Consider the following 26,425-nt stretch of genomic DNA (forward strand, 5'->3'; position numbering starts at 1 on the left):
TCGTCTGGCAAGCGCCCCAACCCCGAGGCTGACAAGCACGCGCAACCGCGCTACATAAGGAGCAAGATTCCCCATTCATCGACGCACACAAGAAGAGAAGCCCATGGCCGCGCCGCAATACGTTTACGTGATGCAGAAGCTTTCCAAGACTTATCCCGGCGGAAAGCAGGTGCTGAACAACATCTCGCTGTCCTTCCTGCCCGATGCGAAGATCGGCGTGGTGGGCGTGAACGGCTCGGGTAAATCGACGCTGCTCAAGATCATGGCGGGCGTCGAGACGGAGCATCAGGGCGAGGCGTGGGCGGCGGAAGGCGTGCGCATCGGCTATCTGCCGCAGGAACCGCATCTCGACGCATCGAAGGACGTGCTCGGCAATGCGATGGACGGCGTGGCCGACAAGAAGGCGATGCTCGACCGCTACAACGAGCTTGCGATGAACTATTCCGACGAGACCGCCGACGAGATGGCGACGCTTCAGGACGTCATCGACGGGCATAACCTCTGGGATCTCGACGCGCAGGTCGAGCAGGCGCTCGCCGCGCTGAACTGCCCGCCGCCGCATGCGAGCGTGGAGAACCTCTCGGGCGGCGAAAAGCGCCGCGTGGCGCTGACGAAGCTTCTGCTGTCGAAGCCCGACATTCTGCTGCTCGACGAACCGACCAACCACCTCGACGCCGAGACGGTGGACTGGCTCCAGCACTTCCTCGAAGACTATCCGGGCTGCGTGATCCTCGTCACCCACGATCGTTACTTCCTCGACTCGATCACCACATGGACGCTCGAACTCGACCGCGGCCAGGGCGTGCCGTACAAGGGCAATTATTCGAGCTGGCTCGAACAGAAGGCGAAGCGCGCGGCGCAAGAATCGCGCGAAGACGAAGCGAAGCAGCGCACCATGGCGCGCGAACTCGAATGGATCAGGGCGAGCCCGAAGGCGCGGCAGGCCAAGAGCAAGGCGCGTATCACCGCCTATGAGAAGCTGGCGGAGGAAGCGGGGCGCGATCAGGTCGGCAAGGCGCAGATCCAGATCCCGACCGGCCCGCGTCTCGGCGGCGTCGTGCTCGAAGCGGAGGGGCTGAAGAAGGGCTTCAACGGGCGCACGCTGATCGACGAACTTGACTTCAAGCTTCCGCCCGGCGGCATCGTCGGTGTGATCGGCCCGAACGGCGCGGGCAAGACGACGCTGTTCAAGATGATCATCGGCAACGAGAAGCCGGACGCCGGCTCCTTCCGCGTGGGCGAGACGGTGAAGCTCGGCTATGTCGACCAGAGCCGCGATGCACTGGATCCGAAGAAGTCCGTGTGGGAGGAAATCTCCGGCGGCCTCGACCAGATCAAGCTCGGCACGAAGGAGGTGAACTCCCGCGCCTATTGCGGATGGTTCAACTTCAAGGGCGCGGACCAGCAGAAGAAGGTGGGGCTGCTATCGGGCGGCGAGCGCAACCGCGTGCATCTCGCCAAGATGCTGAAGGAGGGCGGCAACCTCATCCTGCTCGACGAACCGACCAACGACCTCGACGTGGAAACCCTGTCGAGCCTCGAAGCCGCGCTAGAGGATTTCCCGGGCTGCGCCGTGGTCATCAGCCATGATCGCTTCTTCCTCGACCGCCTCGCGACGCACATCCTCTCCTTCGAGGGCGACGGCCATGTCGAGTGGTTCGAGGGCAACTTCCAGGCTTACGAAGAAGACAAGTTGCGCCGCCTCGGCGCCGCCGCAGCCGACACACCGAAGGCGAAGTTCGCGCGGTTTGCGCGGGGTTAAGCAGGCATCAAAACTCCAGCAGTCGCTCAGGGACTGCTGGAGTTCACGTATCACTCTATGCTCCCTGTGGGTCCAGAAAGCTTTTGCTGGTTGATGACAGCGCGGCCCCAAGGCAGGCAACGGCTCGCAGGCGAGATGGGCCGCATCGCGTGATCAGGTGATCGAACGTGTCGCCTATACTTGGTTTAACCGCTTCACCGCGCTGCGTTTCATGAACGCCGATGGCTACATCGGCGAGCGGCCCCGATGCAAAACAGCGGATTATGCTCGCGACAATGTGCGATTGCACGCAAAGTGTGCAGCGCAAAATATGCTGGCCAATTAGGCGATGGCATGTCAACCTCAAGACATCCTACGCGCCTCCCGCGCGCGGCATAACGTCACCAGGAGGCGAGCATGAGCTCGACCGATACTTCCGCCCATCACAAGGGTGACGCCAGGCCCAACGGCTCGGCCACTCTTACCCTCCAGAACAAGCAGTTCGAACTGCCGGTCTATTCCGGTTCCGTCGGCCCCGACGTGGTCGACATCTCCAAACTCTATGGGCAATCCGGCGCCTTCACCTACGACCCGGGCTTCACCTCGACCGCGTCTTGCAAATCCGACATCACCTTCATCGACGGCGACAAGGGCGTCCTTCTCTATCGCGGCTACCCGATCGATCAGCTTGCCGAGAACGGCAACTTTCTCGAAACCTGCCATCTTCTTCTGTACGGGGAACTGCCGAACAAGCAGGAATACCTGCAATTCCGCAATCGTGTGACGTATCACACGATGATCCACGAGCAGATGAACAAGTTCTTCTCCGGCTTCCGCCGCGACGCGCATCCGATGGCCGTCATGGTGGGCACGGTGGGAGCGCTCGCCGCGTTCTATCACGACTCCATCGACATCAACGATCCGGTGCAGCGCGACCTCGCTTCCATACGCATGATCGCGAAGATGCCGACCATTGCGGCGACGGCGTTCAAATACTCCATCGGCCAGCCGTTCATCTACCCGAACAACAATCTCGATTACGCATCCAACTTCCTCTACATGATGTTCGCGGTGCCGTGCGAGGAGTACAAGGTCAATCCCGTACTCAGCCGCGCGATGGATCGTATCTTCGTGCTCCACGCGGATCATGAGCAAAACGCGTCCACTTCCACGGTGCGGCTCGCGGGCTCGTCCGGCGCAAACCCCTTCGCATGTATCGCCGCCGGCATCGCTTGCCTGTGGGGGCCGGCGCATGGCGGCGCGAACGAGGCGGCGCTGAAGATGCTGATGGAAATTGGCACGGTCGACCGTATTCCCGAATTCATCAAGCGCGCCAAGGACAAGAACGATAATTTCCGGCTGTCGGGCTTCGGCCACCGCGTCTACAAGAACTACGACCCGCGCGCCCGCGTGATGCAGAAGACCTGCAAGGAAGTGCTCGACATCGTCGGCGTCAGGAACGATCCGCTGCTTCAGGTGGCGCTTGAGCTGGAACGTATCGCGCTCGAAGACGAATACTTCGTCGAGAAGAAGCTATATCCGAATATCGACTTCTATTCCGGCATTACACTGAAGGCGCTCGGCTTCCCGACCTCGATGTTCACCGTGCTGTTCGCTGTGGCGCGCACGGTGGGCTGGATCGCGCAGTGGAAGGAGATGATTGCCGATCCGGAGCAGAAGATCGGCCGCCCGCGTCAGCTTTACATCGGCGAACCGCATCGCGATTACGTGCCGCTGGACCTGCGCACATAATTGGAGAGGTGCGTCTCTTGTGGTCCGATTCCGACATTTGCTCCTTTGCATCGCGCCCGGCGAGCAAATGGCGGAATCGCAAGGACCACCAGCGAACATTCGATTCGAGTGGAGCTTTTAACTTTGACATTTGAGCGAAACCTCGCAGCAACCGGGACTCGCGGCGGCGCGTTTTTCAGCAAGGCGGCGGCATGGCGCGGCTGAAGCGTGCCGCGGCTGGTTTGAGCATTTTTCGCGGTCTTCGGAAATGGTGGGCACGACAGGGATCGAACCTGTGACCCTTCGCGTGTGAAGCGAATGCTCTACCGCTGAGCTACGTGCCCGCGCCGCCATAAGCGAGCGAGCCACCTTTATTACCGTTGCGGGCCGCGCAATCAAGAGGGTTCGGCGCGCTTTTCCGGTTTTTCCTGTTCGACGGATCCCCGACCGACGCTTTCTGTCAGGCGTGGAGGGCGATTTTGCCCAAATCGCTTTCAAAATGGCATCTCGTTCTCGACGAACCCATATCGACAATATTATTTTATCATTCGCCGCGAAAGCGGCCTTCCTGCGCACTTATTTTCCAGAAAGCGCGCGTTTTTTCTTGAGAAGTTTCCAAAGATCGCCAAACTCTGGCCCAAGGCGAGCGAGGTCCGCGAGCCGCGCGGCGGGCTGCGCCGCGCACTTTGTTATTTCGGGGAACAGATGGCACATCCTCATCAGCAGAAGCTCAGGATCAACGGGCCGGTGGTGATCACCGCGAACCGCCTTGCCGATGGCGTTGTAATCCACCGCACAGGCGAAGGCCGTTGGTCGGAAAGCCTCGACGACGCACAGGTTGTGCGGGCTGCGGACGAAGCCCTCGCCGCGCTGAAGGCCGCCCAGGCGGATGGCCTTATCGCGGTCGGCCCCTATGTCGCGCCCGTCGAAGCGGCTGCTTCCGCCAGGCCCGGCAATCTCCGCGAGAAAATTCGCAGCGACGGCCCCACATTCCCGCTTCCCTCCGATGCACCCGCTGCCTACCTTCCAAAGGAAGCCGGCAAGGTCGCAGCCTGAAAACCCGGAGACCATTCCGCGATGTATGTTTATGACGAATTCGACCGCACGTTCATCGCGGAGCGGGCCGAGCAGTTCCGCGATCAGGTGGCGCGCCGCCTCTCTGGGGAATTGACCGAAGACGAGTTCAAGCCGCTTCGGCTGATGAACGGCGTCTATCTCCAGCTTCACGCGTACATGCTGCGCGTCGCCATCCCTTACGGCACGCTGTCCTCGACCCAGCTTCGCAAGATCGCCGAGGTCGGCCGCGTCTACGACAAGGGCTACGGTCACTTCACGACGCGCCAGAACATCCAGTTCAACTGGATCAAGCTTTCCGACATGCCGGACGTGCTCGAAAGCCTCGCCGAAGCGGGGTTGCACGCCATCCAGACGTCGGGCAATTGCATTCGCAACATCACGACCGACCAATGGGCGGGCGTCGCGCCGGACGAAATCGAAGACCCGCGCTTCTGGGCAGAGGTGCTGCGGCAATGGTCCTCGCTGCACCCCGAATTCACGTTCCTGCCGCGCAAGTTCAAGATCGCGATTGCGGCCACCCCACACGACCGCGCGGCGATCAAGGTGCACGATATCGGCCTGCGCCTCGTCCGCAACGACGCTGGCGAAGTCGGCTTCGAAGTGCTGGTCGGCGGCGGTCTCGGCCGCTCGCCCTTCCTCGGCAAGTTTCTGCGCGACTTCGTGCCGAGGGAGCACCTCATCAGCTATCTTGAGGCGATCCTTCGCACCTACAATGCGCACGGCCGCCGCGACAACATCTACAAGGCGCGCATCAAGATCCTCGTCCATGAGATCGGCGTCGAGAAGCTGAAGGCCGATGTCGAAAAGGAATGGGAGCGCATCCGCGACGGCTATCTGAAGCTCGACGATGCGTTCCTCGCCGACATCAGGTCGCGCTTCGTCTATCCGGAATACGAGCCGCTCGAAGACGCGCCCGAAGAACTGAAGCGGGCGCTCGCCGCCGACGCCCGCTTTGCGACATGGCACGCAAACTCCGTCGCCCGCCACCGGGAGCCGGGATACGGCATCGTCACCGTGTCGCTGAAGCCCATCGGCAAGCCGCCGGGAGACGCGACCTCGGGCCAACTCGACGCGCTCGCCGACCTCGCCGACACCTATAGCGCGGGCGAGATCCGCGTCGGCCACGAGCAGAACCTTGCGCTGCCGCATGTCCGCCAGAAAGACCTCTACGCGCTCTGGCGGAAGCTCGACGCGGCGGGTCTCGCGACGCCGAACGTGAACCTTATCTCGGACATGATCACCTGCCCCGGCCTCGACTATTGCAGCCTTGCGAACGCGCGCTCGATCCCGATCGCGACCGCCATCGCCGAGCGGTTCGCCGACCTCGACAAGGCGCGCTCGGTCGGCCGCCTGCATGTGAACATTTCGGGCTGCATCAACGCCTGCGGCCATCACCATGTCGGCCATATCGGCATTCTCGGCGTGGAAAAGAACGACCGCGAATTCTACCAGATCACGCTTGGCGGCAAGGCGGACGAGGACGCCCGCTTCGGCGATCTGCTCGGCCCGGCCATTCCCTATGACGAGGTGACGGACACCATCGAGCGCATCGTGAACCGCTACCTCGACCTTCGGCAGAGCGAGAGCGAACTTTTCATCGACACGGTGAAACGGCTTGGCGTCGAGCCATTCAAGGAAGCGCTTCATGCCGTACATTAAGAAAGGCGAGGTCGCGGACGATCCTTATGTCCGCCTCGGCGGCGACGAGCCGGTCCCGACGGACGTACCCGCTATCGTTTCGCTCGAATGGCTGCTCGCGCAAGCGCCGCAATCGCTTGACAGCCGCAACGTGCCGCTCGGCGTGGCGCTGCCGAACGACAAGGCGGAGAGTCTGCTTGAACCGTATCTGCCGCGCCTCTCGCTTGTGGCACTCGACTTCCCCATTTACCGCGACGGCCGCGCCTTCACGCAAGCGCGGAGGCTGCGCGAGGCCTACGGCTTCACGGGCGAAATCCGCGCCTCGGGCGATGTGTTGCGCGATCAGTTCCTTTTCATGGTGCGTTCCGGCTTCGACGCGTTCGAAGTCAGGAAAGATCACGATGCAAAGGCCTTTGCGAAGGCGCTTCGGGAGTTTTCGGGCTTCTACCAGCCTTCCCTTGCACGCGATGGCGGGTTCCGGTTCCGCTTCTCCCCGCCGTTCTCTACGGCGAGCAAAGAAGGCGAAAGCGATGGGTGAGACAGCTTGCTTTTGCCTCAGGCCCTTCATGGAGAAGAAGGGCGTCTGCCCGCTTCGCGGTCCCTTATGTGGATGCCCCTGCTGAGGCGCAAATGCGCGCAGTCAGGGGCGAAGACCAGTGTAAGCTGGCACCGTCGCAGACCCATTTGCATTCAAAAGAAGAACCTTTGGAGATTTTCATGCTCAGACGCACAGTGCTGGCACTGGCGGCGGCTACTCTGATCGGCGCCCCCGCCTACGCTCTCGATTCATTGCTCAATGTTTCCTACGATCCGACGCGCGAGTTCTACTCCGAGTTCAACAAGGCCTTCGTCGCGAAATGGAAGGCGGAGAAGGGCGAGACGCTCAACATCAGGGCGAGCCATGGCGGTTCCGGCAAGCAGGCCCGCGCCGTGATCGACGGCATCGCGGCCGACGTCGTGACGCTCGCGCTCGCCTACGACATCGACGCCATCGCCGAGAAGGGCCTTCTCGACAAGGACTGGCAGAAAAAATTCCCGGACAATTCCGCGCCTTACACATCGACGATCGTCTTCCTCGTCCGCAAGGGCAACCCGAAGGGCATCAAGGACTGGGACGACCTCGCCAAGCCCGGCGTGTCGATCATCACCCCGAACCCGAAGACCTCCGGCGGCGCGCGCTGGAACTACCTCGCTGCATGGGGTTACGCACTGAAGAAATACGGCTCCGAAGACAAGGCGAAGGAATTCGTCACGAAGATCTTCAGGCAGGTGCCGGTGCTCGACACGGGCGCGCGCGGTTCGACGGTGACCTTCGTTCAGCGCAATCTTGGCGACGTGCTCCTCGCCTGGGAGAACGAGGCGTATCTTTCGGTGAAGGAGTTCGGCGACGACAAGTTCGAAATCGTGACGCCGTCCGTCTCGATCCTCGCGGAACCGCCCGTCGCCATCGTGGATTCAGTCGTCGACAGGCGCGGATCGCGTGCAGCCGCCGAAGCCTATCTGAAGGCGCTCTACACTCCGGAAAACCAGGAACTCGCCGCGAAGAATTTCTATCGCCCGCGCTCCAAGGAAGTCGCCGACAAATATGCGGACAAGTTCTCGACGGTGGCGCTCTTCACCGTCGATGACGTGTTCGGCGGCTGGCAGAAAGCCCAGAAGGAACATTTTGGCGATGGAGGCGTCTTCGATCAGATTTACGGCAGGTAAAAGCGGGAGGCGAGGACTTCACCTCGGGCTATAATCCAAATCATCGTAACGAAGAGAGTGACCTGCCTTGGCCTCCTTATCGAACACATTGCGCTTTCGGGAACCGAGCGTCATCCCCGGCTTCGGGCTGACGTTCGGCCTGACCCTCACCTGGCTTTCTGTGATCGTGCTGATCCCGCTCGCGGCCTTGATCCTCTATGCGTCGCGTGTGGGCTTCGACCAGTTCATCGCCATCCTCACGGCCACGCGCACGCTGAACGCGCTCAAGCTTTCGTTCGGCATCGCCTTCGCGGCGGCAATCTTCAACGTGATCTTCGGCCTGATCGTCGCGTGGGCGTTGACCCGCTATGAGTTTCCCGGCCGGCGCATCGCCGACGCCATCGTGGACATCCCCTTTGCCTTGCCCACCGCCGTCGCCGGCATCGCGCTCGCCACGCTCTATTCCCCGCAAGGCTGGATCGGCCAGTTTCTCGCGCCGCTCGGCATCCAGGTCACGTTCACGCCGCTCGGCATTCTGGTGGCGTTGATCTTCGTCGGCATTCCCTTCGTGGTGCGAACGGTTCAGCCCGTGCTGAAGGATCTCGACCCTGAGCTTGAGTTCGCCGCCGCGACCCTCGGGGCGACCCGCTGGCAGGTGATACGGAAGGTTATTGCGCCGACGCTGCTGCCCGCGATTCTGACCGGCTTCGCCCTCGCCTTCGCCCGCGCGGTCGGCGAATACGGCTCGGTCATCTTCATCGCGGGCAATTTGCCGAACATCTCGGAAATCGCGCCGCTCCTCATCGTCATTCGCCTTGAGGAATTCCGCTATGCCGATGCAACCGCGATCGCGGTCATCATGCTGTTCGTGGCCTTCATCATGCTGCTCATAATCAATCGGCTTCAGCGCTGGACGGAGGCGAGGGGCTAGGATGGTACTCGTTGATGCGATTACAGACCGACAAACCGGTTTCGGCGGCGCGGAGGAAAGCTCCGGTCCGGCGCGGCGAAGCGATTTCGCCGCGCCCGCACCGAAAGGCGCTTCGGCGAACACCGAGACGCCGCTGATCCGCGTTCTTCTCGTCCTCGTGGCGCTGGGTTTCCTCACGCTGTTCATCGTCATACCGCTGGTCGCGGTGTTCGTGCAGGCTTTTTCGAAGGGTTGGGCCGCCTATTTCTCGGCGCTCACCGACCCCGACGCCATCTCCGCAATACGCCTTACCATCATCGTGGCGGCCTGTTCCGTCGCGGTGAACCTCTTCTTCGGCATCATAGCGGCATGGACGATCACGAAATACCGCTTCCCCGGCAAAACCCTTCTCGTGACGCTGATCGACCTGCCCTTTTCGATCTCGCCCGTGGTTTCCGGCCTCGTTTTCGTGCTGCTGTTCGGCTTGCAGGGCTTTTTCGGCCACTGGCTTCAGGCGCACGATATCAAGATCCTGTTCGCTTTCCCGGCGATCCTGCTCGCGACGATCTTCGTGACCTTCCCCTTCGTCGCGCGCGAACTCATCCCGCTGATGCAGGAACAAGGCACGAGCGAGGAGGAAGCCGCGCTGTCGCTCGGCGCTTCGGGGTTCACAACCTTCCTCAGGGTGACGCTGCCGAACATCAAGTGGGGGCTGCTTTACGGCGTGCTGCTTTGCAACGCGCGAGCCATGGGCGAATTCGGCGCGGTGTCGGTCGTCTCGGGCCATATTCGCGGCGAGACCAATACCATGCCGCTGCACATCGAAATCCTGTATAATGAATACCAGCTCACGGCGGCTTTCGCGGTGGCGTCGTTGCTCGCGCTTCTCGCGCTTGTCACGCTCGTTCTGAAAGCCGTCCTCGAACGCAAACTGGAGCGCAAGAGATGAAAATCGATGTCCGTAACCTTTCGAAGCGTTTCGGAAGTTTCGTCGCGCTCAAAAATGTCAATCTCGATATCGCAAGCGGGGAGTTGCTTGCGCTTCTCGGTCCTTCGGGTTCCGGCAAGACCACCCTTCTGCGCATTATCGCGGGGCTGGACTGGGCGGATACCGGCGATGTGCTGTTCGCTGGCGAAAGCGCGGCAAGGCTCGATGTCAGAAAGCGGCACGTCGGCTTCGTCTTTCAGCACTATGCCCTGTTTCGCCACATGACCGTGTTCGAGAACGTGGCTTTCGGCCTTCGCGTCAAGCCGCGACGGGAGCGCAAGCCCGAACACGAAATCGTCAAGAGGGTCAAGAAGCTCCTCGAATTCGTTCATATCGAAGGGTTTGCCGACCGCTATCCCGATCAGCTCTCGGGCGGTCAGCGCCAGCGTGTCGCGCTCGCGAGGGCGCTTGCGATCGAACCGAACGTGCTGCTTCTCGACGAGCCTTTCGGCGCGCTCGATGCCAAGGTCAGGAAATCGCTGCGCCGCTGGCTGCGCGACCTGCATGGCGAACTGAACGTCACATCCGTGCTCGTCACGCACGACCAGGAGGAGGCGCTGGAGGTGGCCGACCGCGTGGTCGTCATGGGCAACGGCAAGATCGAGCAGGTCGGGTCGCCCGAGGAAATCTACAACGAGCCCGCCAACTCCTTCGTGTTCGACTTCATCGGCGAGTCCGTCAAACTGCCGGTGCGCATCGAAAACGGCGGCATCTGGATCGGCTCCCGACGCCTCGCCACGAACGATGAACTTCCGAGCACAGGCCCGGCCCGTCTTTTCGTCCGCCCGCACGATCTCACCTTCGGCGAAGTCTCCGAGGCACCGCTTCAGGGCTCGGTGCGTTCGGTTCGCCGCATCGGGGCATTGTCCTTCGCGGACGTGCGTCTCGACTGCGGCGGCGGCGACGACTTTCTGGTGGAAGCGAGTTTGCCGCCGGAGACGTCGGTCAGCCCCGGCGACCTTGTGGGGCTGACACCACGGCGCTATCGCATCTACGAGGACGGCGCCGCGGAATCCCTGACCTCGGCCTCGTTGTAGCTCTGGACGGCGAGCGGCTCGTTCCCGCCCGCCGATGCCGCCTTTCGCTATTCGGCTGCGTATCGGCCCTGCTCCGCGATGGGTTCGGCGGACTCGCGCTCCTCCAGCAGGAAGCCGCCCGACTGCCGCGCCCAAAGGCTCGCATAAAGGCCGCCGTGACCGAGCAACTCCTTGTGGGTGCCGTCCTCCACGATATGGCCCTTGTCCATCACGATCAGCCGGTCCATGGCCGAAATCGTCGACAGCCGGTGCGCGATGGCGATCACGGTCTTGCCCTCCATGAGGTTATAGAGCTGATCCTGGATCGCCGCTTCCACCTCCGAATCGAGCGCTGCCGTCGCCTCGTCGAGGATCAGGATCGGCGCATTCTTCAGCAGCACGCGGGCAATCGCAATGCGCTGGCGCTGACCGCCCGACAGCTTGACACCGCGTTCGCCCACCTGGGCGTCGTAACCTTTGTTGCCGTGGGAGTCCTGAAGATCGACGATAAAATCATGCGCGTGCGCCTTCCTGGCCGCCGCCACGATCTCTTCCATCGTCGCGGCCGGTTTTCCGTAACGGATATTGTCGGCAACCGAACGGTGCAGCAGCGAGGTGTCCTGCGTGACGAGGCCGATATTCTCGCGCAAGCTTTCCTGCCTGACGTGGGAGATATCTTGTCCGTCGACCAGGATGCGGCCCGCCTCAAGGTCGTGGAACCGAAGGAGGATGTTGATGAGCGTGGACTTGCCCGCCCCCGAACGGCCCACCAGCCCGACCTTCTGCCCTGGCCGAATATCGAGCGTCAGATCCTGGATCAGCCCCTCGCCATGACCGTAATGGAAGCGAACGTTCTCATAGGCGATCGCGCCATTCGTGACTTCGAGCGACTTTGCCTCCGCTGCATCGACAACGGTCCACGGCTTGGAGAGCGCCTCCATACCGTCCTGAACCGCGCCGACATTGTCGAAAATTCCGGCGATCACCCACATGATCCACGAGGACATGTTGTTGATGCGAAGTGCAAGGCCGGTCGTCACGGCGATGGCGCCGAGGGTGATTGCACCCACGCTCCACAGCCAAAGCGCCAAGCCCGTCGTGCCAACGATCAGAAGGCCCGTGAGGACCAGCTGCGCCGTTTCGAACAGCGTAATCAGGCGAAGCTGCGCCTGAAACTTATGCAGGTGATCCGAGATGGCATCCTTCGCGAAAGTCTCTTCGGCCTCGGTATGCGCAAAGAGCTTGACCGTGAGGATGTTGGTGTAGCTGTCCGTGATGCGACCGATCAACGTTGAGCGGGCATCGGCTCCCGCCTTTGCGAGCAGAATGAGGCGTGGCACGAAGAACCACACCATCGCCGCATAGCCAAGAAGCCATAGCAGCAGCGGAATCAGAAGGCGGACGTCGAGATCGATGAAGATGACGGCGGCCGTGAGCCAGTAGATCGCGAAGAACCACAGCGCGTCCACGACATCGACAACCGTCTGGCGCAGGGCCTGCCCGGTCTGAACGACGCGGTTGGCGATGCGGCCCGCGAAGTCGTTTTGAAAGAAGGAGAGGCTCTGGCGAAGCGTGTAGCGGTGTTGTCTCCAGCGCACCAGCGCCTGCGCGTTCGCGTTGACGGTCTGATGGATGAGCAGCGAATGGATCGCGAACACAATCGGGCGGAAGACGAGCGCCACGATCGCCATGAAAATCAGCGTCGTGCCGTGCTCCTGGAAGAACGCGGACGGGTTTTCCGCCGACTTCGCCAGGTCGACGATCTCCCCCAAAAAGGTGAACAGGGCGACTTCGATAAGGGCGCCGACCACGCCGGCGACAAGCACGAAGACGAAAACCCAGGACATGCCACGGAGATAATGCCAGTAGAAGGCAAGAAGCGTCTGCGGCGGCTGCACAATTGGGGCCGCCCTGAATGGGTCAATAAGCTTTTCAAACCAGGAAAACATGGCTTTGCTCGCGCTATGAGTTGAATTTTGCGCGGCAAAGCGAAGTCAGGTGTTCGCGGACGCTCGCGCTCGATCAGAAAATTTCTTCTGTCGCATTGTTTGGGAGATTTCTTTGCTCTCGCTGCAACGATTGGAGCGGAGCTTTTAGCACAGAAAGATGAATTTGGGAAGCGGCTGCCCTTCGCGATTACCGACGTGTGCATCCACTCGTCGACTGGTCGCTCCGCCTCGACCCATCGCCCTGGCGCTCGCGGAACCCGCGCCGCTGACGGCCTGGGCAGGCAAGGCGCTTTCCAGACAGCCCTTTATCCCATTCAAAACGCAAACCAACAAAAAACCCCGCCAAAAAGACGGGGTTTGTCAGCAGTCTGAGGGCGCGCCTTCCGGCGGCTTCTTGCATCCGTATCGGCGTTACTCCGCCGCGAAAAACACCGCCTTCGCCTCATGAAGCGAGCGGTCGCGGCGCAGGCGCTCCGCGACGAGGAACGCGAGTTCAAGCGCCTGATCGGCGTTGAGGCGCGGATCGCAATAGGTGTGGTAGCGGTTCGACAGATCGGCGTCCGAGATCGAATGCGCGCCGCCGGTGCACTCGGTCACGTCCTTGCCGGTCATCTCTACATGCAGGCCGCCCGGATAGACGCCCTCCGCCTGGCAGATGTCGAAGAAGTTTTCCACCTCGGCCAGAACCTGATTGAACGGGCGCGTCTTGTAGCCGCTCGCCGACTTGATCGTATTGCCGTGCATCGGATCGCAGGACCAGATCACGATCTTGCCCTCGCTCTTCACGGCGCGGATCAGCTCCGGCAGATATTTGCCGACCTTGTCCGCGCCGAAACGCGCGATGAGGGTGAGGCGGCCCGGCTCGTTCGTCGGGTTCAGGATGTCGATCAGGTCGATGAGTTCGTCCGGCTTCATGCTCGGGCCGATCTTGACGCCGATGGGGTTCCGGATGCCGCGCAGGAATTCGACATGCGCGTGGTCGAGTTGGCGCGTGCGGTCGCCGATCCACAGGAAGTGGCCCGACGTGGCATACCAGTTGCCGCTCGTCGAATCGATGCGCGCGAACGCCTGTTCGTAGCCGAGAAGCAGCGCCTCGTGGCTCGTGTAGAAATCGGTCGTCCGCAGCCGCTCGGAATTGTCCGACGTGACGCCGCAGGCGCGCATGAATTGCAGCGTGTCGGAGATGCGGTTCGCAAGCTCCTCGTAGCGCTCGCCCGCCGGGCTGTCCTTCACGAAGCCGAGCGTCCACTGATGCACGCGTTCGAGATCGGCGTAGCCCCCTTGCGCGAAGGCGCGCAGCAGGTTCAGCGTCGCCGCCGACTGGCGATAGGCCTTGAGCAGGCGGCGCGGATCGGGAATTCGCGATTCAGGCGAGAAAGCGATGTCGTTGATGATGTCGCCGCGATAGCTCGGCAGCTCGACGTCGCCATGCTTCTCCGTCGGCGCGGAACGCGGCTTCGCGAACTGGCCCGCGATGCGCCCGACCTTCACCACCGGGCGGCTGCCGGCATAGGTCAGCACCACGGCCATTTGCAGGAACACGCGGAAGAAGTCGCGGATGGAATCCCCGCCATGCTCGGAGAAGCTTTCCGCGCAGTCGCCGCCCTGAAGCAGGAAGCCGCGCCCGTGCGCCACTTCTGCGAGACCCTTTTGCAGTCCGCGCGCCTCGCCCGCAAACACGAGCGGCGGAAAGGTGGAAAGCTCCTTCTCGACCGCGGCAAGTTCTGCTTCGTCGGGATACACCGGAACCTGCTCGACAGGTTTTGATCTCCAGCTTTCCGGCGTCCAACGCGGCGATGACATAATCAAGCTCCTTCGCGCGAGCATGCGCTTGCGCCCTACAGTCCCATTTCCCAAGCCGTGTTATAAGGATTGTGAAGCGTTCCGACAACTTTTACGATTTCGGTTTGCAAATGCGCCATTCCAGAATCCAGTCCGGCAATAGACTGTTGCGGAGCGAAGCTGAACCGGCGTACAAAAAGTTCGACTATTTTCAGCCTAATCGTCGGCAAAAATCCCAAAATGGCAAAAACTGAAATCGATGAAGCGACGGTGCGGCGGATCGCGCATCTCGCCCGTGTCAAGGTTACTGCGGAAGAGGCGACGAGCCTTCAGCGCGAACTGAACGGCATCCTCTCCTGGGTAGAAGAATTGAACGCGATCCCCACGGACGGCGTCGAGCCGCTGACGAGTGTGGGCGGCGCGAAGCTTCACATGCGCGAGGATGCGGTGACGGACGGCAACAAGCCCGCCGCCGTGCTCAAGAACGCGCCGAAGTCCGAAGACGGATTTTTCCTCGTTCCGAAGGTCATCGAATAGCCCCATGTCGAACACCATGTCGTTGAACGAACTGACGCTTTCCGAAGCGCGCGACAAGCTCCGCGCCAAGGAAATCACCGCCACCGAACTTACCGAAGCGTGCCTGTCCGCCATCGAGGCGGGCAACGACGCGCTGAAGGCCTATCTCGTCGTCACCGCCGACAAGGCGCTGGAACAGGCGAAGAGGAGCGACGAGCGCCTCGCCAAGACGTCGAAAGACGCGCGCGCGCTCGAAGGCATACCGCTCGGCATCAAGGATCTGTTCTGCACGGACGGCATACGCACCACGGCCGGTTCACACATCCTCGGCAATTTCGAACCGCCCTACGAGTCGACGGTCACGCAGAATTTATGGGACGCGGGCGCGGTGATGCTCGGCAAGCTCAACATGGACGAGTTCGCCATGGGCTCATCCACGGAGACGAGCTACTACGGGCAAACGGTGAACCCGTGGCGCGCGAAAGGCTCGACGGAGAACCTAGTGCCGGGCGGATCGTCCGGCGGATCGTCGTCGGCGGTGGCGGCGGGCCTGTGCATGGCCGCGACCGCTTCGGATACGGGCGGTTCGATCCGCCAGCCCGCAGCCTTCACCGGCACCGTCGGCATCAAGCCGACCTATGGCCGCTGCTCGCGCTACGGCATGGTGGCGTTCGCCTCCTCGCTCGATCAGGCAGGGCCGATCACGCGCTCCATCAAGGACGCGGCGCTGATGCTTCAGGCGATGGCGAGCTACGATCTGAAGGATTCGACCAGCGTCGACCGTCCGCTGCCCGACCTCGAAAAGGCGCTGACGCAGAAGTTCAAGGGCCTCAGGATCGGCGTGCCGAAGGAATATCGCGTCGACGGCATGTCGAAGGAGATCGAGGCGCTTTGGGAAAAGGGCATCGACATCTATCGTCAGGCGGGCGCCGAGATCGTGGACATCAGCCTGCCGCACACGCACGCGGCACTGCCCGCGTATTATATCGTCGCGCCCGCCGAGGCGTCGTCGAACCTCGCGCGCTATGACGGCGTGCGCTATGGGCTTCGCGAGAACGGCCGCGATATCGTGGACATGTATGAGGAGACGCGCAGCCACGGCTTCGGCGCGGAAGTGAAGCGGCGCATCCTCATCGGCACCTACGTCCTTTCGGCGGGCTATTACGACGCCTATTATCTCAAGGCGCAGAAGGTACGCTCGCTCATCAAGCGCGACTTCGATGACGCCTTCGAGACGGTGGACGTGGTGCTGACGCCGACGACGCCGACGCCCGCCTTTGGCCTCGGTTCGAAGAAGGACGCCGATCCGGTAGAGATGTATCTGAACGACATCTTCACTGTGACCGTGAACATGGCGGGGCTTCCGGGTCTTTCGGTGCCGGGTGGCCTGTCCGCCGAAGGGTTGCCGCTCGGCCTCCAGCTCATCGGCAAGCCGTTCGACGAGGCGACGGTGCTTCGTGCCGGTCAGGTGATCGAGGACGCGGTGGGCCGCATGCCCATCCCGGATGCATGGTGGGCCGGTGCGGCATCGAAGCCCGCAGGCAAGGCGAAGAAGAAGGTTGAAGCCGCCGACGCGCCAGAGAAGAAAGCGAAAAGGAAGAAATGAGCACGCCCCGTAAAGCCGCCGATTGCGAGAACATGGATCAGGTTCGCGTGGAAATCGACCGCGTGGACGACGCGATTCTCGACCTTGTCGCCGAGCGCTTCTCCTATGTGGACCGCGCGTGGCAACTGAAGAAGAACACGCACGAAGCGACGGTGCCGTGGCGCATCCGGCAGGTGATCGACAGGGTCGAGGCCCGCGCGAAGGATCGCGGCCTGCCGCCGGAACTCGCCGTTGCGCTCTGGCGTCAGATGATCGGCTGGTTTATTCAGTACGAGGAAGAGAAGCTCGCGAAACGCGGAGAGCCGAAGGACTGACGCGATGGCTCGCCCTGACCGCATACTCCGGCGCTTGCCGTTGCCCTTCGCTGTTCCGCAGCGGGATCGGGGCGAAGGGCGCGCGCGCGGTTCGGCGGCCATTCCCGAAACCTTTCACGCGGGCGTTGGCGCGACCCGCCTCGGCGTTCGTGTCGGTATCGCGCTTGCGGCTTTGGCCGGAGCGGCGCCCGCGCTTGCGGACGATTTCGCGGATCTGCGCGTCGATGTTTCGGGCCTGCGCAGCTACAAGGGCCGTGTCGTCCTCGCGCTCTGGGCCGACACTGCCGACTCGTCGAAATATCCGAAACACACCAAGATCCAGTTCCGCGACGAGCGCCCCGACGATCCGCCCTGCGACTTCGCGAATTTCCCGGTCTGCATCCGCTCGCTCGGCAGCTTGCAGAACCTCACCGTGTCCTACACCTTTCCGCATATCCCCGAGGGCGACTACGCGGTGTTTGTGTTCCACGACGAAAACAGCAATGGCATTTTCGATACCGGCCTTTTCAAACGGCCCATCGAGGGGCGCGGCTTCAGCCAGATGCTTCCCGAAGACGTGAATCCACTCGCGGCGCGGATCGGATTCTACAAGGCGCGCTTCGCGCTTGCCGCGCCGAGAACGCTTGTCATCGGGCTTCGCTATCCGCCGCGCTTCTAGCGCGCGACAAGCGAGGCCGCTCAATCAAACGGACCACCTGGACGAAACCCATGGCAGACACCAGAAAAGAAAACCTCATCGACGGCGCGACAGGCCCCTGGGAAGTGATCGTGGGCATGGAGGTGCATGCGCAGGTGCTGTCCAACGCGAAGCTTTTCTCCGGCGCGTCGGCGGCTTTCGGCGGCGAACCGAACAGCCATGTGAGCCTCGTGGACGCGGCCATGCCCGGCATGCTGCCCGTCATCAACGTGGAATGCGTGAAACAGGCGATCCGCACCGGCCTCGGGCTCAAGGCGCAGATCAACCGCCGCTCGGTGTTCGACCGCAAGAACTACTTCTACCCCGACCTGCCGCAAGGCTATCAGATTTCGCAGTTCAAGTTTCCCATCGTCGGCGAGGGCATCGTCACGGTCGACCTGAAGGACTATTCCTTCGATGTCGGCATCGAGCGCCTGCACCTTGAGCAGGACGCGGGCAAGAGCCTGCACGATCAGGATCCGGACCATTCCTATGTGGACCTGAACCGCTCCGGTGTTGCGCTGATGGAAATCGTCTCGAAACCGGACATCCGCTCGTCGGAGGAGGCGAAGGCCTACATCACCAAGCTTCGCACCATCCTGCGCTATCTCGGCACCTGCGACGGCAACATGGAGGAAGGCTCGCTCCGTGCGGACGTGAACGTGTCCGTGAGGAAGCAGGGCGCGCCGCTCGGCACGCGCTGCGAGATCAAGAACGTGAACTCCATCCGCTTCATCGGGCAGGCCATCGAATACGAGGCGCGCCGCCAGATCGACGTGATCGAAGACGGCGGCACCATCAAGCAGGAGACGCGGCTGTTCGATGCGAAATCGGGCAAGACTCGCTCCATGCGCTCGAAGGAAGAGGCGCACGACTACCGTTATTTCCCCGACCCGGACCTGCTGCCGCTCGAAGTCTCGGAAGCGTTCGTCGAGGATCTGAAGACGGTATTGCCGGAATTGCCGGACGAAAAGCGGGCGCGCTTCATGAGCGACTACGCGCTTTCGGCCTATGACGCGGGTGTGCTCATCTCGGACCGCGCCTCGGCGGACTTTTACGAGGCCGTCGCCAGGGGCCGCGACCCGAAGCTCGCCGCGAACTGGATGATGGGCGACTTCTTCGCCGCGCTGAACAAGACGGGCAAGGACATCACCGAAAGCCCGATTTCGGCGGCGCAACTCGGGGAGTTGATCGACCTTATCTCGTCCGACGTCGTCTCCGGCCGCATCGCGAAGGAAGTGTTCGAGATCATGCTCGAAAAAGGCGGCATGCCGGGCGAGATCGTCGAGGAACGCGGCCTGAAGCAGGTGACGGATACCGGCGCCATCGAAAAGGTGGTGGACGAGATCATCGCGGCGAACCCGAAGCAGGTCGAGCAGGTGCAGACGAAGCCGAAGACGCTCGGCTGGTTCGTCGGGCAGGTGATGCGCGCCACGGGCGGCAAGGCGAACCCCGACGCGGTCAACGCTCTCCTGCGCCAGAAGCTTCAGGTGCCGGAGGAGGTCTGATCCTTCCGGCGCGACTGCGGCAAGTTCGGTCGACTTTTCGGCAAAAATGGCGCATAAACGCGACAAATAGGCCAGACGGCGCGCCTGGGGGAATGCCTGGTGCGCTTTTGCACAAGAGGTGAGGCATGCCGCGTCCAACCCACGCTATCCGCATCCACGCCTATGGCGGCCCCGAAGTTCTCCAATGGGAGGAAGTGGAGGTCGGCGCGCCCGGTCCCGGTGAGGTGAAGATCCGCCAGCACGCCGTGGGTGTCAACTACCTCGACGTGTATCACCGCACGGGGCTCTATCCGCAGCCGTCCTTTCCGTTCACGCCGGGCAGCGAAGGCGCGGGCAAGGTGATCGAGGTCGGCGAGGGCGTGACCGATCTGGCGGTGGGCGACCACGTGGCTTATGCATGGCCGCTCGGCGGCTACGCCGAACAACGGCTGATACCGGCCGACCGGCTCGTGAAGATCCCGAGCGAATTTCCCTATGAGACGGCGGCGATGATGATGCTGCAAGGCATGACTGTGCGCTATCTCCTGAAGGAGACCTTCCCCGTCACGAAGGACACGGTGCTGCTGTGGCACGCGGCGGCGGGCGGCGTGGGCCTCATCGCCTGCCAGTGGGCGCACCACATCGGCGCGACGATCATCGGCACGGCGGGCACGGACGAGAAGGCGCAACTCGCTCGCGTGCATGGTTGCACGCATGTCATCAACTACCGCACCGAGAATTTCGTCGAGCGCGTGAAGGAAATCACCGGCGGGCGCGGCGTCGACGTGGTCTACGACTCCGTCGGCAAGGACACCTTCGCCGGTTCGCTCGATTGCCTGCGTCCGCGCGGCTTGTTCGTGAACTTCGGCAATGCGTCCGGCCCGGTGCCGCCGTTCGACCTCGGCGTTCTCGCGAAGAAGGGCTCGCTCTACGTCACGCGGCCCACGCTGTTCACGCACATCGCCACGCGCGCCGCGCTGCTCGAAGCCGCGACCGATGTCATCGATATGGTGCAACTCGGCCGCGTGAGGATCAACGCCGGGAAGGTCTATCGCATGTCGGAAGCCGCCGAGGCGCACCGTGCGCTCGAAGCGCGCGAGACGACGAGTTCCATCGTGCTGCTGGCGGATTATGCCGCGCGGCGCGTGCCGTCGGCGCATCGGGGCAGCGGCATGATCTGAAGCGTGGCCGCATTCGGCCGGATCGACGGCGCCCCGTCTTTACGCCCGCGCGCGAGCCTTCTATAGCTGACGCAAACCATTCGATGGCCGGGGCATTCCCGGCCATGCTTCTTTGGGAGACGTTCCGTGCTCGACCTCAAATGGATCCGTGAGAACCCCGCCGACTTCGATCAGGGCCTCGCACGCCGGGGCGCGGAGCCGCTTTCGTCCACCGTGCTCGCGCTCGACGAGGAGCTTCGCGCGCACAAGAAGGCGTTGCAGGACAGCCAAGCGCGGCGCAACGCGGCGTCGAAGGAGATCGGCAAGGCGAAGGGCAAGGGCGGCGATCCGGCGAAGGCCGAGGCGCTGATGGCCGAGGTGGCCGACCTCAAGGGCGCGATTGCGGCGGGCGAAGCGAAGGAGCGCGAGCTTGACGCTGGCGTCACGGCGCTGCTTGCGGGCATCCCGAACATGCTGTTGCCCGCGCCCGAAGTGCCGGACGGCAAGGACGAGAGCGAGAATGTCGAGCTTCGCCGCGTCGGCAGCCCGCGCGATTTCGCCGCCGAGGGCTTCGCGCCGAAGCAGCATTTCGAGTTGGGCGAGGCGCTCGGCCTCATGGATTTCGAGGCGGCGGCCAAGATTTCCGGCGCGCGCTTCACGGTGCTGAAGGGGAGCCTCGCGCGGCTTGAGCGCGCGCTCGGCCAGTTCATGCTCGACGTGCAGACGGGCGAGCACGGCTACACCGAGGTGAACCCGCCGTTGCTTGTGAAGGACGATGCGCTTTATGGAACGGCGCAGTTGCCGAAGTTTGCGGAAGATTTGTTCAAGACTGATGTTTCGTTGAACAGCATCGCCAACTTCATTATTGGGGAGCGGGACGAGGAATTGTCAGCCGAACTCCGTAAGATTTTGAACACAAAAAACGCATTCTTCATGTCAGCTGCTGCTGATGGGAAGTTTGAAGACTACTTTAATACGACCTTTAACGCGATCAAAGACAAGGTCTGGCCGGAGATTGTAAAAAGGGCTCAATCTAGGTTTCTTGCGGAGACGACTAGCACGAACCGTTGGCTCATCCCGACCGCCGAAGTGCCACTGACGAACCTCGTGCGCGAAAGCATCCTCGCCGAAGCCGACCTGCCGCTGCGCTTCACCGCGCTGACGCCGTGCTTCCGCGCGGAGGCGGGCGCGGCGGGGCGCGACACGCGCGGCATGATCCGCCAGCACCAGTTCTACAAGGTCGAGATGGTGTCGATCACGACGCCCGAAGCCTCCCCCGCCGAGCATGAGCGCATGACGGGTTGCGCCGAGGAGATCCTGAAGCGGCTCGGCCTGGCGTATCGCGTCGTCGTGCTGTGCGCGGGCGACACGGGCTTCGGCGCGCGCAAGACGCACGACATCGAGGTGTGGCTGCCGGGACAGGGCGCTTATCGCGAGATTTCGAGCGTGTCGAACTGCGGCGACTTCCAGGCGCGGCGCATGCAGGCGCGCTTCCGCCCCAAGGACGCGAAGGATGTGCAGTTCGTCCATACGCTGAACGGCTCCGGCCTCGCGGTCGGCCGCGCGCTCATCGCCGTCATCGAGAATTATCAGGAGGCGGACGGCTCCATCCGCGTGCCGGATGCGCTCCTGCCTTATATGGGCGGCGTCACGCGCATCGGGGCATGAAGGTCCGCGACGCGATCAGGCTCATCGAAGGCGATGGTTGGCGATTGGTTGCGACCAGAGGCAGCCATCGCCAATTTAAGCACACGCAAAAACCGGGACGTGTGACAATCGCCGGGAAGCCTTCCGACGACTTGGCTCCAAAGACGCTCGGGAGTATATTAAAACAAGCGGGCTTGAGGCCGGAAGAACAATGAAATACGCGGTTGTCATCGAAAAAGCGGACGGCAATTTTTCCGCCTATGTGCCGGATCTCCCCGGCTGTGTGGCGACCGGCGCAACGACGGAAGAGGCAAAGACCGAAATCGCTGTTGCGATAGGCTTTCACATCGAAGGCTTGCTTGAGGACGGTTTGCCAGTTCCCGAGCCAAAAAGCGCCGTCGCTTATGTTGAGGCGCGAGCCGCTTGACCGCTACTTGCCCACAATGCGCGTGAGAAAGCGCGTGAGGTCGTCCGTCTCGTAGTGGATATAGGGCGGCAGCGCCGTCGCGGCGGCGAGCGCGTGCTGCGACGGGTGGTCGATATAGTCGGAGCGGACGAGCACGGTCTTGATGCCGAGCGCGTGCGCCGCTTCGAGGTTGTGCGGCAGATCCTCGAACATGGCCGCCTTGCAGTCGCCGCCCTCGCAGTAGCGCATGAAGGCGCTGAAGCTTTCGGGCTTCGGCTTCGGCACATAGTCGCCCGCCGCGATGTCGAAGATGCCGTCGAACCGTTCGAGCACCCCGAGCTTCGCCGCGACGCGCTCCGCATGGCGCGCCGAGCCGTTCGTGAAGATGAACTTGCGGCCTTCGAGGCGCGCGATGGCGGCGTCAAGCTCCGGCATCGGCGAGACAGGCGCGAGGTCGATGTCGTGGACATAGTCCATGAACGCTTCCGGCTTCACGCCATATTCGGCCATCAGCCCGGCGAGCGTCGTGCCGTAGTGGTAATAGAGATCCTTCTGCACCTTCCGCGCCGCTGCGTGGTCCAGCCCGAGCAGCTTCTGGATGAACCCCGACATGCGCTGATCGATCTGCGCGAAAAGGTTGCACTCGGCCGGGTAGAGCGTGTTGTCGAGGTCGAAGATCCACAGCCGCGTGTCGGCGAAGGCGCGCGCGAGCTGCGCCGCTTCGGCGGCGGCTTCCATGAGCGTGGCCGCGGCCGCAGCGGCGTTATCCGCCTCCGTGAGCCGTTGTAAGTCGGCGGTGTGAGCGCTTGCGCTCGCTCGAATGAGTGACTTGTCGGACAATTTTTACACTCGGTTTCGCGCGGCGCCAGCGCGCCCCGCACGCCACATATGGTGCGCCTGTTTCGATCCGGCTACTTGTCAAGCTTCGGGTTGGAGCCCCCCCTCGAAAAAGAGAAAGCCGGGTTGATCCGACGGGTTGCCCCGGCTGCCCCCTAATCCCGCTCGATCAGCGTGCCGACGCCGTGTTCGGTGAACAGCTCCAGCAGCACGGCGTGCGGCACGCGGCCGTCGAGGATCACGACGCCTTCGACGCCCTGCTTGATGACGCTGATGCAGCCTTCCACCTTCGGAATCATGCCGCCGGTGATGGTGCCGTCCGCGATCATCGCGCGCGCCTGGCTGACGGTGAGGCGGTGGATGAGCTTCTTGTTCTGATCGAGCACGCCCGCCACGTCGGTGAGGAGAAGCAGGCGCTTCGCCTTCAGCGCCCCCGCAAGCGCGCTCGCGAATGTGTCGGCGTTGATGTTGTAGGTCGTGCCGTCGCGCGCGAGGCCGAGCGGCGCAACCACGGGAATGATCTCGTTTTCGGCGAGCACCTGCACGATGCGCGGGTTCACCTCTTCCGGGTCGCCGACGAAGCCGAGATCCACCACGCGCTCGATGGCCGAATCGGGGTCGATCTCGGTGCGCGTCAGCTTCTTCGCAATCATCAGATTGCCGTCCTTGCCGGAGATGCCGCAGGCATGACCGCCAAGGGCGTTGATCTCCGCCACGATGCCTTTGTTGATGGAGCCCGCGAGCACCATCTCCACCACCTCGACGGTGGCTGCATCGGTCACGCGAAGGCCGCCGGAAAACTCGCTCTTGATGCCGAGCCGGGTCAGCAGCTTCGCGATCTGCGGGCCGCCGCCATGCACCACCACCGGCTTCACGCTCGCCTGTTCGAGCATGACGATGTCGCGCGCGAAACTCTCAGCGAGCTTGGCGTCGCCCATCGCGTGCCCGCCATATTTGATCACGACCGTCGCCCGATCGTAGCGCTGCATGTAGGGAAGCGCTTCCGAAAGGATCTCGGCCGCGATGCTGGGCTTTCTGAGGCCCCGGTAGAATTCTTCGTTCGGATCGGGTTCGGCGGCGGACATGCGGTCTCCAGGTCGGATTTCAAAGTCGGACTTTACGAAGTCGGCTTTGCGCTTGCACAAAATTACGGCGCGCGCGCGAAGATGCAAGGGCGTTCGCGCCGATGGCGTCACGCCGGGAGCGGGCGGCGAGACACCTGCGGCGTTTTCGTCGGTACCCGGTCACGTTGCAGTGTGCGTCATCGAAAACGCATGGCTGTCACACGGTTGCAATGCGTTTCCCGTTTCTTCTCTAGCGTAAGCCAAGGGGATGAGGGACACGCTTATGCATGGCTTCTTTCGGAACGTGCCGGTGATCCGGTTCGGCAAAAAGCGTTATCGCACGCTCTTCCTTTCGGACCTGCACCTCGGCACCCGCGCGGCGAAGACGGACGCGCTTATCGAGTTCCTGAGAGCCCACGACGCAGAGACGATCTACCTCGTCGGCGACATCATCGATTTCTGGCGTCTGAAACGCGGCGTGCTCTGGCCCGCAGGCAACGACGAAATTCTGCAAATCCTGCTGGAGCGCATGCAATCCGGCTCGCGCATCGTCTATGTGCCCGGCAATCACGACGAGGCGCTGCGCGCCTATTGCGGGATGAACTTCAGCGGCATCGAGATCGCGCGCGATTGCGTTCACACGACAGCCAACGGCCGCAAGCTGTTCGTGCTTCATGGCGACGAGTTCGACGTGGTGGTGCGTTACGCGAAGTGGCTGCGCTTCCTCGGCGATCGCTCCTACGAATTCGTGCTTTGGTGCGACGGGCCGCTGAACTGGGCGCGGCGAAAGCTCGGCTTCGGGCACTGGTCGCTTTCCGTCTATGTGAAGACGCGGGTCAAGGCGGCGGCGGCGTTTATCGACGAGTTCGAGACGGCGCTTGCGCATGAGGCAAAACGTCGCGGTTATGACGGCGTCGTGTGCGGCCACATCCACCACCCCGCCGACCGCCTGATCGATGGCGTGCGTTATCTGAATTGCGGCGACTGGACCGAAAACTGCACCGCCATAGCCGAACACACGGACGGGCGGATCGAAATCCTGCGCTGGCTTCAGGGCGACCGCGAAAGCGAACCCGTCGCAGCCAGGGAACCCATATTCAAGGCGGCATAGCGGTTTCTACCGCTTGACGGCGCGGCAGCGAAATCCGATCTTGGGTCGGATCACACTGTGACGAGCAATACTCAAGTGAATTACCGGCTAAACCTGTTCGAGCCGTTGAGCCAGTCGGTTCCCGCAGTCGGCTGCGAACAACTGGACGCCGCGCTTGAGCGGCTCATGACCGCCGACCATGACGAGACCGCCGTCCATGCGGCGCGTCGACATTTCAAACGAACGCGCGCGCTCCTCGATCTTGTGAAACCGGTCGATAGAGGCGGTGCGGCACGAGCTTCGCAGAAGCTTCTGTCAGGTGCCGGAAAGCTGCTTTCCGCGAGCCGTGACGCGCAGGTGGCCGTTGGCGCGGCTGAAACGCTGCGTGTCGAGTTCGCCGACGCCTCCCACGAACGGCTTTTTTCCGATCTCGCGTCGTGGCTACAGGCGCGGCACGAGCAAGTGCAGGAACGGGCGGCTTCCGAAAACATCGGAAGCGCCATCGGCGAAGTCGCCAAGGCGAAGGCGATCCTTTCCCGGCTCGATTTCGGCGATGCACCCGTGAAGGATTTGCTCGGCTCCGCCGCGCAGACCTACAAGCGCGGCCGGCGTGAGATGAAGAAGGCGCTCGCCTCCGAACACGCCGAAGATATGCACGAGTGGCGCAAGCAGGTGCAGCGCCACTGGCGGCAGACGCTGCTTCTGCAAAGTGCGTGGCCAAGGGAAGCGAAAGCCCGCACGAAACTTGCCAAGAAACTTTCGGATGCGCTCGGCCTCCATCACGACCTCGCCGTTCTGTGCGCCATGATCGAACAAAATCGCGCTGTGTTTCGCTCGCCCAGCGACGTCAATACGATCTGCCGTTTCATCTACGAGAAGCAGGCGGCGCTTCTGGTCGACGCGAAGGAGCGCGGCGAATGCCTCTATGGGGAGAAGCCGAAGGCTTTCCATGCGCGGCTGAACGCCCATTGGAAGAGCGTCAGCCGCACCGACGACAAGGGCCGTGGGCGCCGGAAAAAGCAGAAATGCACGAAGAAGCCGCCATGCGGGCCGGGCTGCAAATGCGAAAAGAAGCTGGCGGCCAGAGCGTAACGCAAAGCCCTC

General features: G+C 62.6%; 24 protein-coding genes and 1 tRNA gene. 20 read left to right on the plus strand and 5 right to left on the minus strand.

Going from position 1 to position 26,425, the window contains the following annotated elements:
* Nucleotides 1–103: 103 nt before the first annotated feature.
* Both ettA and gltA read left to right on the plus strand, forming a co-directional pair.
* Nucleotides 104–1,762 (plus strand): energy-dependent translational throttle protein EttA, encoded by a 1,659-nt coding sequence (gene ettA, locus KKP04_RS02515; RefSeq protein WP_215026166.1) that lies wholly within the window; start codon nucleotides 104–106, stop codon nucleotides 1,760–1,762.
* 396 nt (nucleotides 1,763–2,158) lie between these two features.
* Nucleotides 2,159–3,493 carry a citrate synthase gene (gene gltA / locus KKP04_RS02520; RefSeq protein ID WP_215026168.1) on the plus strand — a complete coding sequence of 445 codons (1,335 nt, stop codon included), beginning with the start codon at nucleotides 2,159–2,161 and terminating at the stop codon, nucleotides 3,491–3,493.
* Nucleotides 3,494–3,741: 248 nt separating this feature from the next.
* Here gltA and KKP04_RS02525 read toward each other — a convergent pair.
* A tRNA-Val gene (locus tag KKP04_RS02525) sits at nucleotides 3,742–3,816 on the minus strand.
* A gap of 361 nt (nucleotides 3,817–4,177) precedes the next feature.
* Between KKP04_RS02525 and KKP04_RS02530 the strand changes: the two genes are divergently transcribed.
* From KKP04_RS02530 to KKP04_RS02560, 7 genes are all read left to right on the plus strand, one after another.
* A complete protein-coding gene (locus tag KKP04_RS02530) occupies nucleotides 4,178–4,528 on the plus strand; it encodes a DUF2849 domain-containing protein (protein WP_215026170.1) in 351 nt (116 codons plus the stop codon).
* 21 nt (nucleotides 4,529–4,549) lie between these two features.
* Entirely contained in the window at nucleotides 4,550–6,208 is a 1,659-nt protein-coding gene (locus KKP04_RS02535; protein WP_215026172.1) for a nitrite/sulfite reductase, read from the plus strand.
* Complete coding sequence (locus KKP04_RS02540) at nucleotides 6,195–6,725, plus strand: DUF934 domain-containing protein (RefSeq protein WP_215026174.1); 531 nt, start codon at nucleotides 6,195–6,197, stop codon at nucleotides 6,723–6,725. The genes KKP04_RS02535 and KKP04_RS02540 overlap by 14 nt, the downstream gene beginning before the upstream one ends.
* Nucleotides 6,726–6,904: 179 nt before the next feature.
* Nucleotides 6,905–7,894 carry a sulfate ABC transporter substrate-binding protein gene (locus KKP04_RS02545; protein ID WP_215026176.1) on the plus strand — a complete coding sequence of 330 codons (990 nt, stop codon included), beginning with the start codon at nucleotides 6,905–6,907 and terminating at the stop codon, nucleotides 7,892–7,894.
* 67 nt (nucleotides 7,895–7,961) lie between these two features.
* Nucleotides 7,962–8,804 carry a sulfate ABC transporter permease subunit CysT gene (gene cysT, locus KKP04_RS02550; RefSeq protein ID WP_251133852.1) on the plus strand — a complete coding sequence of 281 codons (843 nt, stop codon included), beginning with the start codon at nucleotides 7,962–7,964 and terminating at the stop codon, nucleotides 8,802–8,804.
* A 1-nt stretch (nucleotide 8,805) separates the two neighbouring features.
* Nucleotides 8,806–9,732, plus strand: coding sequence for a sulfate ABC transporter permease subunit CysW (gene cysW, locus KKP04_RS02555; protein ID WP_215026179.1), 927 nt, complete (start codon nucleotides 8,806–8,808; stop codon nucleotides 9,730–9,732).
* Complete coding sequence (locus KKP04_RS02560) at nucleotides 9,729–10,808, plus strand: sulfate/molybdate ABC transporter ATP-binding protein (RefSeq protein ID WP_215026181.1); 1,080 nt, start codon at nucleotides 9,729–9,731, stop codon at nucleotides 10,806–10,808. Before cysW ends, KKP04_RS02560 begins: the two co-directional genes overlap by 4 nt.
* Before the next feature lie 47 nt (nucleotides 10,809–10,855).
* Here KKP04_RS02560 and KKP04_RS02565 read toward each other — a convergent pair whose 3' ends face one another.
* Together KKP04_RS02565 and KKP04_RS02570 are read right to left on the minus strand one after the other, a co-directional pair.
* The gene (locus tag KKP04_RS02565; protein ID WP_215026184.1) at nucleotides 10,856–12,736 is read right to left on the minus strand and encodes an ABC transporter ATP-binding protein; all 1,881 of its coding nucleotides are present in this window, start codon (nucleotides 12,734–12,736) and stop codon (nucleotides 10,856–10,858) included.
* 411 nt (nucleotides 12,737–13,147) lie between these two features.
* A complete protein-coding gene (locus KKP04_RS02570; protein ID WP_215026187.1) occupies nucleotides 13,148–14,539 on the minus strand; it encodes a class II 3-deoxy-7-phosphoheptulonate synthase in 1,392 nt (463 codons plus the stop codon).
* A gap of 219 nt (nucleotides 14,540–14,758) precedes the next feature.
* On the opposite strand from KKP04_RS02570, the gene gatC reads away from it, so the two are divergent.
* From gatC to KKP04_RS02615, 9 genes are all read left to right on the plus strand, one after another.
* Nucleotides 14,759–15,055, plus strand: coding sequence for an Asp-tRNA(Asn)/Glu-tRNA(Gln) amidotransferase subunit GatC (gene gatC, locus KKP04_RS02575; protein WP_215026190.1), 297 nt, complete (start codon nucleotides 14,759–14,761; stop codon nucleotides 15,053–15,055).
* 4 nt (nucleotides 15,056–15,059) lie between these two features.
* Nucleotides 15,060–16,640 carry an Asp-tRNA(Asn)/Glu-tRNA(Gln) amidotransferase subunit GatA gene (gene gatA / locus KKP04_RS02580; RefSeq protein WP_215026193.1) on the plus strand — a complete coding sequence of 527 codons (1,581 nt, stop codon included), beginning with the start codon at nucleotides 15,060–15,062 and terminating at the stop codon, nucleotides 16,638–16,640.
* Nucleotides 16,637–16,954, plus strand: coding sequence for a chorismate mutase (locus tag KKP04_RS02585; RefSeq protein ID WP_215026196.1), 318 nt, complete (start codon nucleotides 16,637–16,639; stop codon nucleotides 16,952–16,954). Before gatA ends, KKP04_RS02585 begins: the two co-directional genes overlap by 4 nt.
* 40 nt (nucleotides 16,955–16,994) lie before the next feature.
* On the plus strand, nucleotides 16,995–17,612 hold the full coding sequence (locus KKP04_RS02590; protein ID WP_215026199.1) for a DUF2141 domain-containing protein: 618 nt from the start codon (nucleotides 16,995–16,997) through the stop codon (nucleotides 17,610–17,612).
* A 50-nt stretch (nucleotides 17,613–17,662) separates the two neighbouring features.
* Nucleotides 17,663–19,138: an Asp-tRNA(Asn)/Glu-tRNA(Gln) amidotransferase subunit GatB gene (gene gatB / locus KKP04_RS02595; RefSeq protein WP_215026202.1), complete on the plus strand. Its 1,476-nt coding sequence runs from the start codon at nucleotides 17,663–17,665 to the stop codon at nucleotides 19,136–19,138.
* Between the two features lie 125 nt (nucleotides 19,139–19,263).
* Complete coding sequence (locus KKP04_RS02600) at nucleotides 19,264–20,298, plus strand: quinone oxidoreductase (protein WP_215026205.1); 1,035 nt, start codon at nucleotides 19,264–19,266, stop codon at nucleotides 20,296–20,298.
* Between the two features lie 126 nt (nucleotides 20,299–20,424).
* Nucleotides 20,425–21,945 (plus strand): serine--tRNA ligase, encoded by a 1,521-nt coding sequence (gene serS, locus KKP04_RS02605; RefSeq protein ID WP_215026207.1) that lies wholly within the window; start codon nucleotides 20,425–20,427, stop codon nucleotides 21,943–21,945.
* Nucleotides 21,942–22,139 (plus strand): type II toxin-antitoxin system HicA family toxin, encoded by a 198-nt coding sequence (locus tag KKP04_RS02610; RefSeq protein WP_215026210.1) that lies wholly within the window; start codon nucleotides 21,942–21,944, stop codon nucleotides 22,137–22,139. The genes serS and KKP04_RS02610 overlap by 4 nt, the downstream gene beginning before the upstream one ends.
* Nucleotides 22,136–22,351, plus strand: coding sequence for a type II toxin-antitoxin system HicB family antitoxin (locus KKP04_RS02615; protein WP_215026212.1), 216 nt, complete (start codon nucleotides 22,136–22,138; stop codon nucleotides 22,349–22,351). Before KKP04_RS02610 ends, KKP04_RS02615 begins: the two co-directional genes overlap by 4 nt.
* 3 nt (nucleotides 22,352–22,354) lie before the next feature.
* Here the strand turns inward: KKP04_RS02615 and KKP04_RS02620 are convergent, their stop codons facing one another.
* Both KKP04_RS02620 and argB read right to left on the minus strand, forming a co-directional pair.
* Entirely contained in the window at nucleotides 22,355–23,170 is an 816-nt protein-coding gene (locus tag KKP04_RS02620) for a pyrimidine 5'-nucleotidase (RefSeq protein ID WP_251133853.1), read from the minus strand.
* Between the two features lie 152 nt (nucleotides 23,171–23,322).
* Nucleotides 23,323–24,252 carry an acetylglutamate kinase gene (argB, locus tag KKP04_RS02625; protein WP_371818682.1) on the minus strand — a complete coding sequence of 310 codons (930 nt, stop codon included), beginning with the start codon at nucleotides 24,250–24,252 and terminating at the stop codon, nucleotides 23,323–23,325.
* A gap of 262 nt (nucleotides 24,253–24,514) precedes the next feature.
* Between argB and KKP04_RS02630 the strand changes: the two genes are divergently transcribed.
* Both KKP04_RS02630 and KKP04_RS02635 read left to right on the plus strand, forming a co-directional pair.
* Nucleotides 24,515–25,342, plus strand: a complete 828-nt coding sequence (locus tag KKP04_RS02630) for a UDP-2,3-diacylglucosamine diphosphatase (RefSeq protein WP_215026214.1) — start codon at nucleotides 24,515–24,517, stop codon at nucleotides 25,340–25,342.
* Nucleotides 25,343–25,399: 57 nt separating this feature from the next.
* The gene (locus KKP04_RS02635; RefSeq protein ID WP_215026226.1) at nucleotides 25,400–26,413 is read left to right on the plus strand and encodes a CHAD domain-containing protein; all 1,014 of its coding nucleotides are present in this window, start codon (nucleotides 25,400–25,402) and stop codon (nucleotides 26,411–26,413) included.
* Nucleotides 26,414–26,425 lie beyond the last annotated feature (12 nt).

Source organism: Rhodomicrobium sp. Az07 (assembly GCF_018619475.1).
Lineage (GTDB): Bacteria > Pseudomonadota > Alphaproteobacteria > Rhizobiales > Rhodomicrobiaceae > Rhodomicrobium.

Excerpts from the sequence above, each read along its gene's own strand:
- KKP04_RS02630 (WP_215026214.1), top strand. The coding sequence starts at position 24,515 with ATGCATGGCTTCTTTCGGAACGTGCCGGTGATCCGGTTCGGCAAAAAG.
- KKP04_RS02530 (WP_215026170.1), top strand. The coding sequence starts at position 4,178 with ATGGCACATCCTCATCAGCAGAAGCTCAGGATCAACGGGCCGGTGGTG.
- KKP04_RS02610 (WP_215026210.1), top strand. The coding sequence starts at position 21,942 with ATGAAGGTCCGCGACGCGATCAGGCTCATCGAAGGCGATGGTTGGCGA.
- argB (WP_371818682.1), bottom strand. The coding sequence starts at position 24,252 with ATGTCCGCCGCCGAACCCGATCCGAACGAAGAATTCTACCGGGGCCTC.
- KKP04_RS02600 (WP_215026205.1), top strand. The coding sequence starts at position 19,264 with ATGCCGCGTCCAACCCACGCTATCCGCATCCACGCCTATGGCGGCCCC.
- gatA (WP_215026193.1), top strand. The coding sequence starts at position 15,060 with ATGTCGAACACCATGTCGTTGAACGAACTGACGCTTTCCGAAGCGCGC.
- KKP04_RS02565 (WP_215026184.1), bottom strand. The coding sequence starts at position 12,736 with ATGTTTTCCTGGTTTGAAAAGCTTATTGACCCATTCAGGGCGGCCCCA.
- cysW (WP_215026179.1), top strand. The coding sequence starts at position 8,806 with ATGGTACTCGTTGATGCGATTACAGACCGACAAACCGGTTTCGGCGGC.
- KKP04_RS02560 (WP_215026181.1), top strand. The coding sequence starts at position 9,729 with ATGAAAATCGATGTCCGTAACCTTTCGAAGCGTTTCGGAAGTTTCGTC.
- KKP04_RS02585 (WP_215026196.1), top strand. The coding sequence starts at position 16,637 with ATGAGCACGCCCCGTAAAGCCGCCGATTGCGAGAACATGGATCAGGTT.
- KKP04_RS02615 (WP_215026212.1), top strand. The coding sequence starts at position 22,136 with ATGAAATACGCGGTTGTCATCGAAAAAGCGGACGGCAATTTTTCCGCC.
- KKP04_RS02535 (WP_215026172.1), top strand. The coding sequence starts at position 4,550 with ATGTATGTTTATGACGAATTCGACCGCACGTTCATCGCGGAGCGGGCC.
- KKP04_RS02545 (WP_215026176.1), top strand. The coding sequence starts at position 6,905 with ATGCTCAGACGCACAGTGCTGGCACTGGCGGCGGCTACTCTGATCGGC.
- KKP04_RS02570 (WP_215026187.1), bottom strand. The coding sequence starts at position 14,539 with ATGTCATCGCCGCGTTGGACGCCGGAAAGCTGGAGATCAAAACCTGTC.
- KKP04_RS02540 (WP_215026174.1), top strand. The coding sequence starts at position 6,195 with ATGCCGTACATTAAGAAAGGCGAGGTCGCGGACGATCCTTATGTCCGC.
- gatC (WP_215026190.1), top strand. The coding sequence starts at position 14,759 with ATGGCAAAAACTGAAATCGATGAAGCGACGGTGCGGCGGATCGCGCAT.
- gatB (WP_215026202.1), top strand. The coding sequence starts at position 17,663 with ATGGCAGACACCAGAAAAGAAAACCTCATCGACGGCGCGACAGGCCCC.
- gltA (WP_215026168.1), top strand. The coding sequence starts at position 2,159 with ATGAGCTCGACCGATACTTCCGCCCATCACAAGGGTGACGCCAGGCCC.
- ettA (WP_215026166.1), top strand. The coding sequence starts at position 104 with ATGGCCGCGCCGCAATACGTTTACGTGATGCAGAAGCTTTCCAAGACT.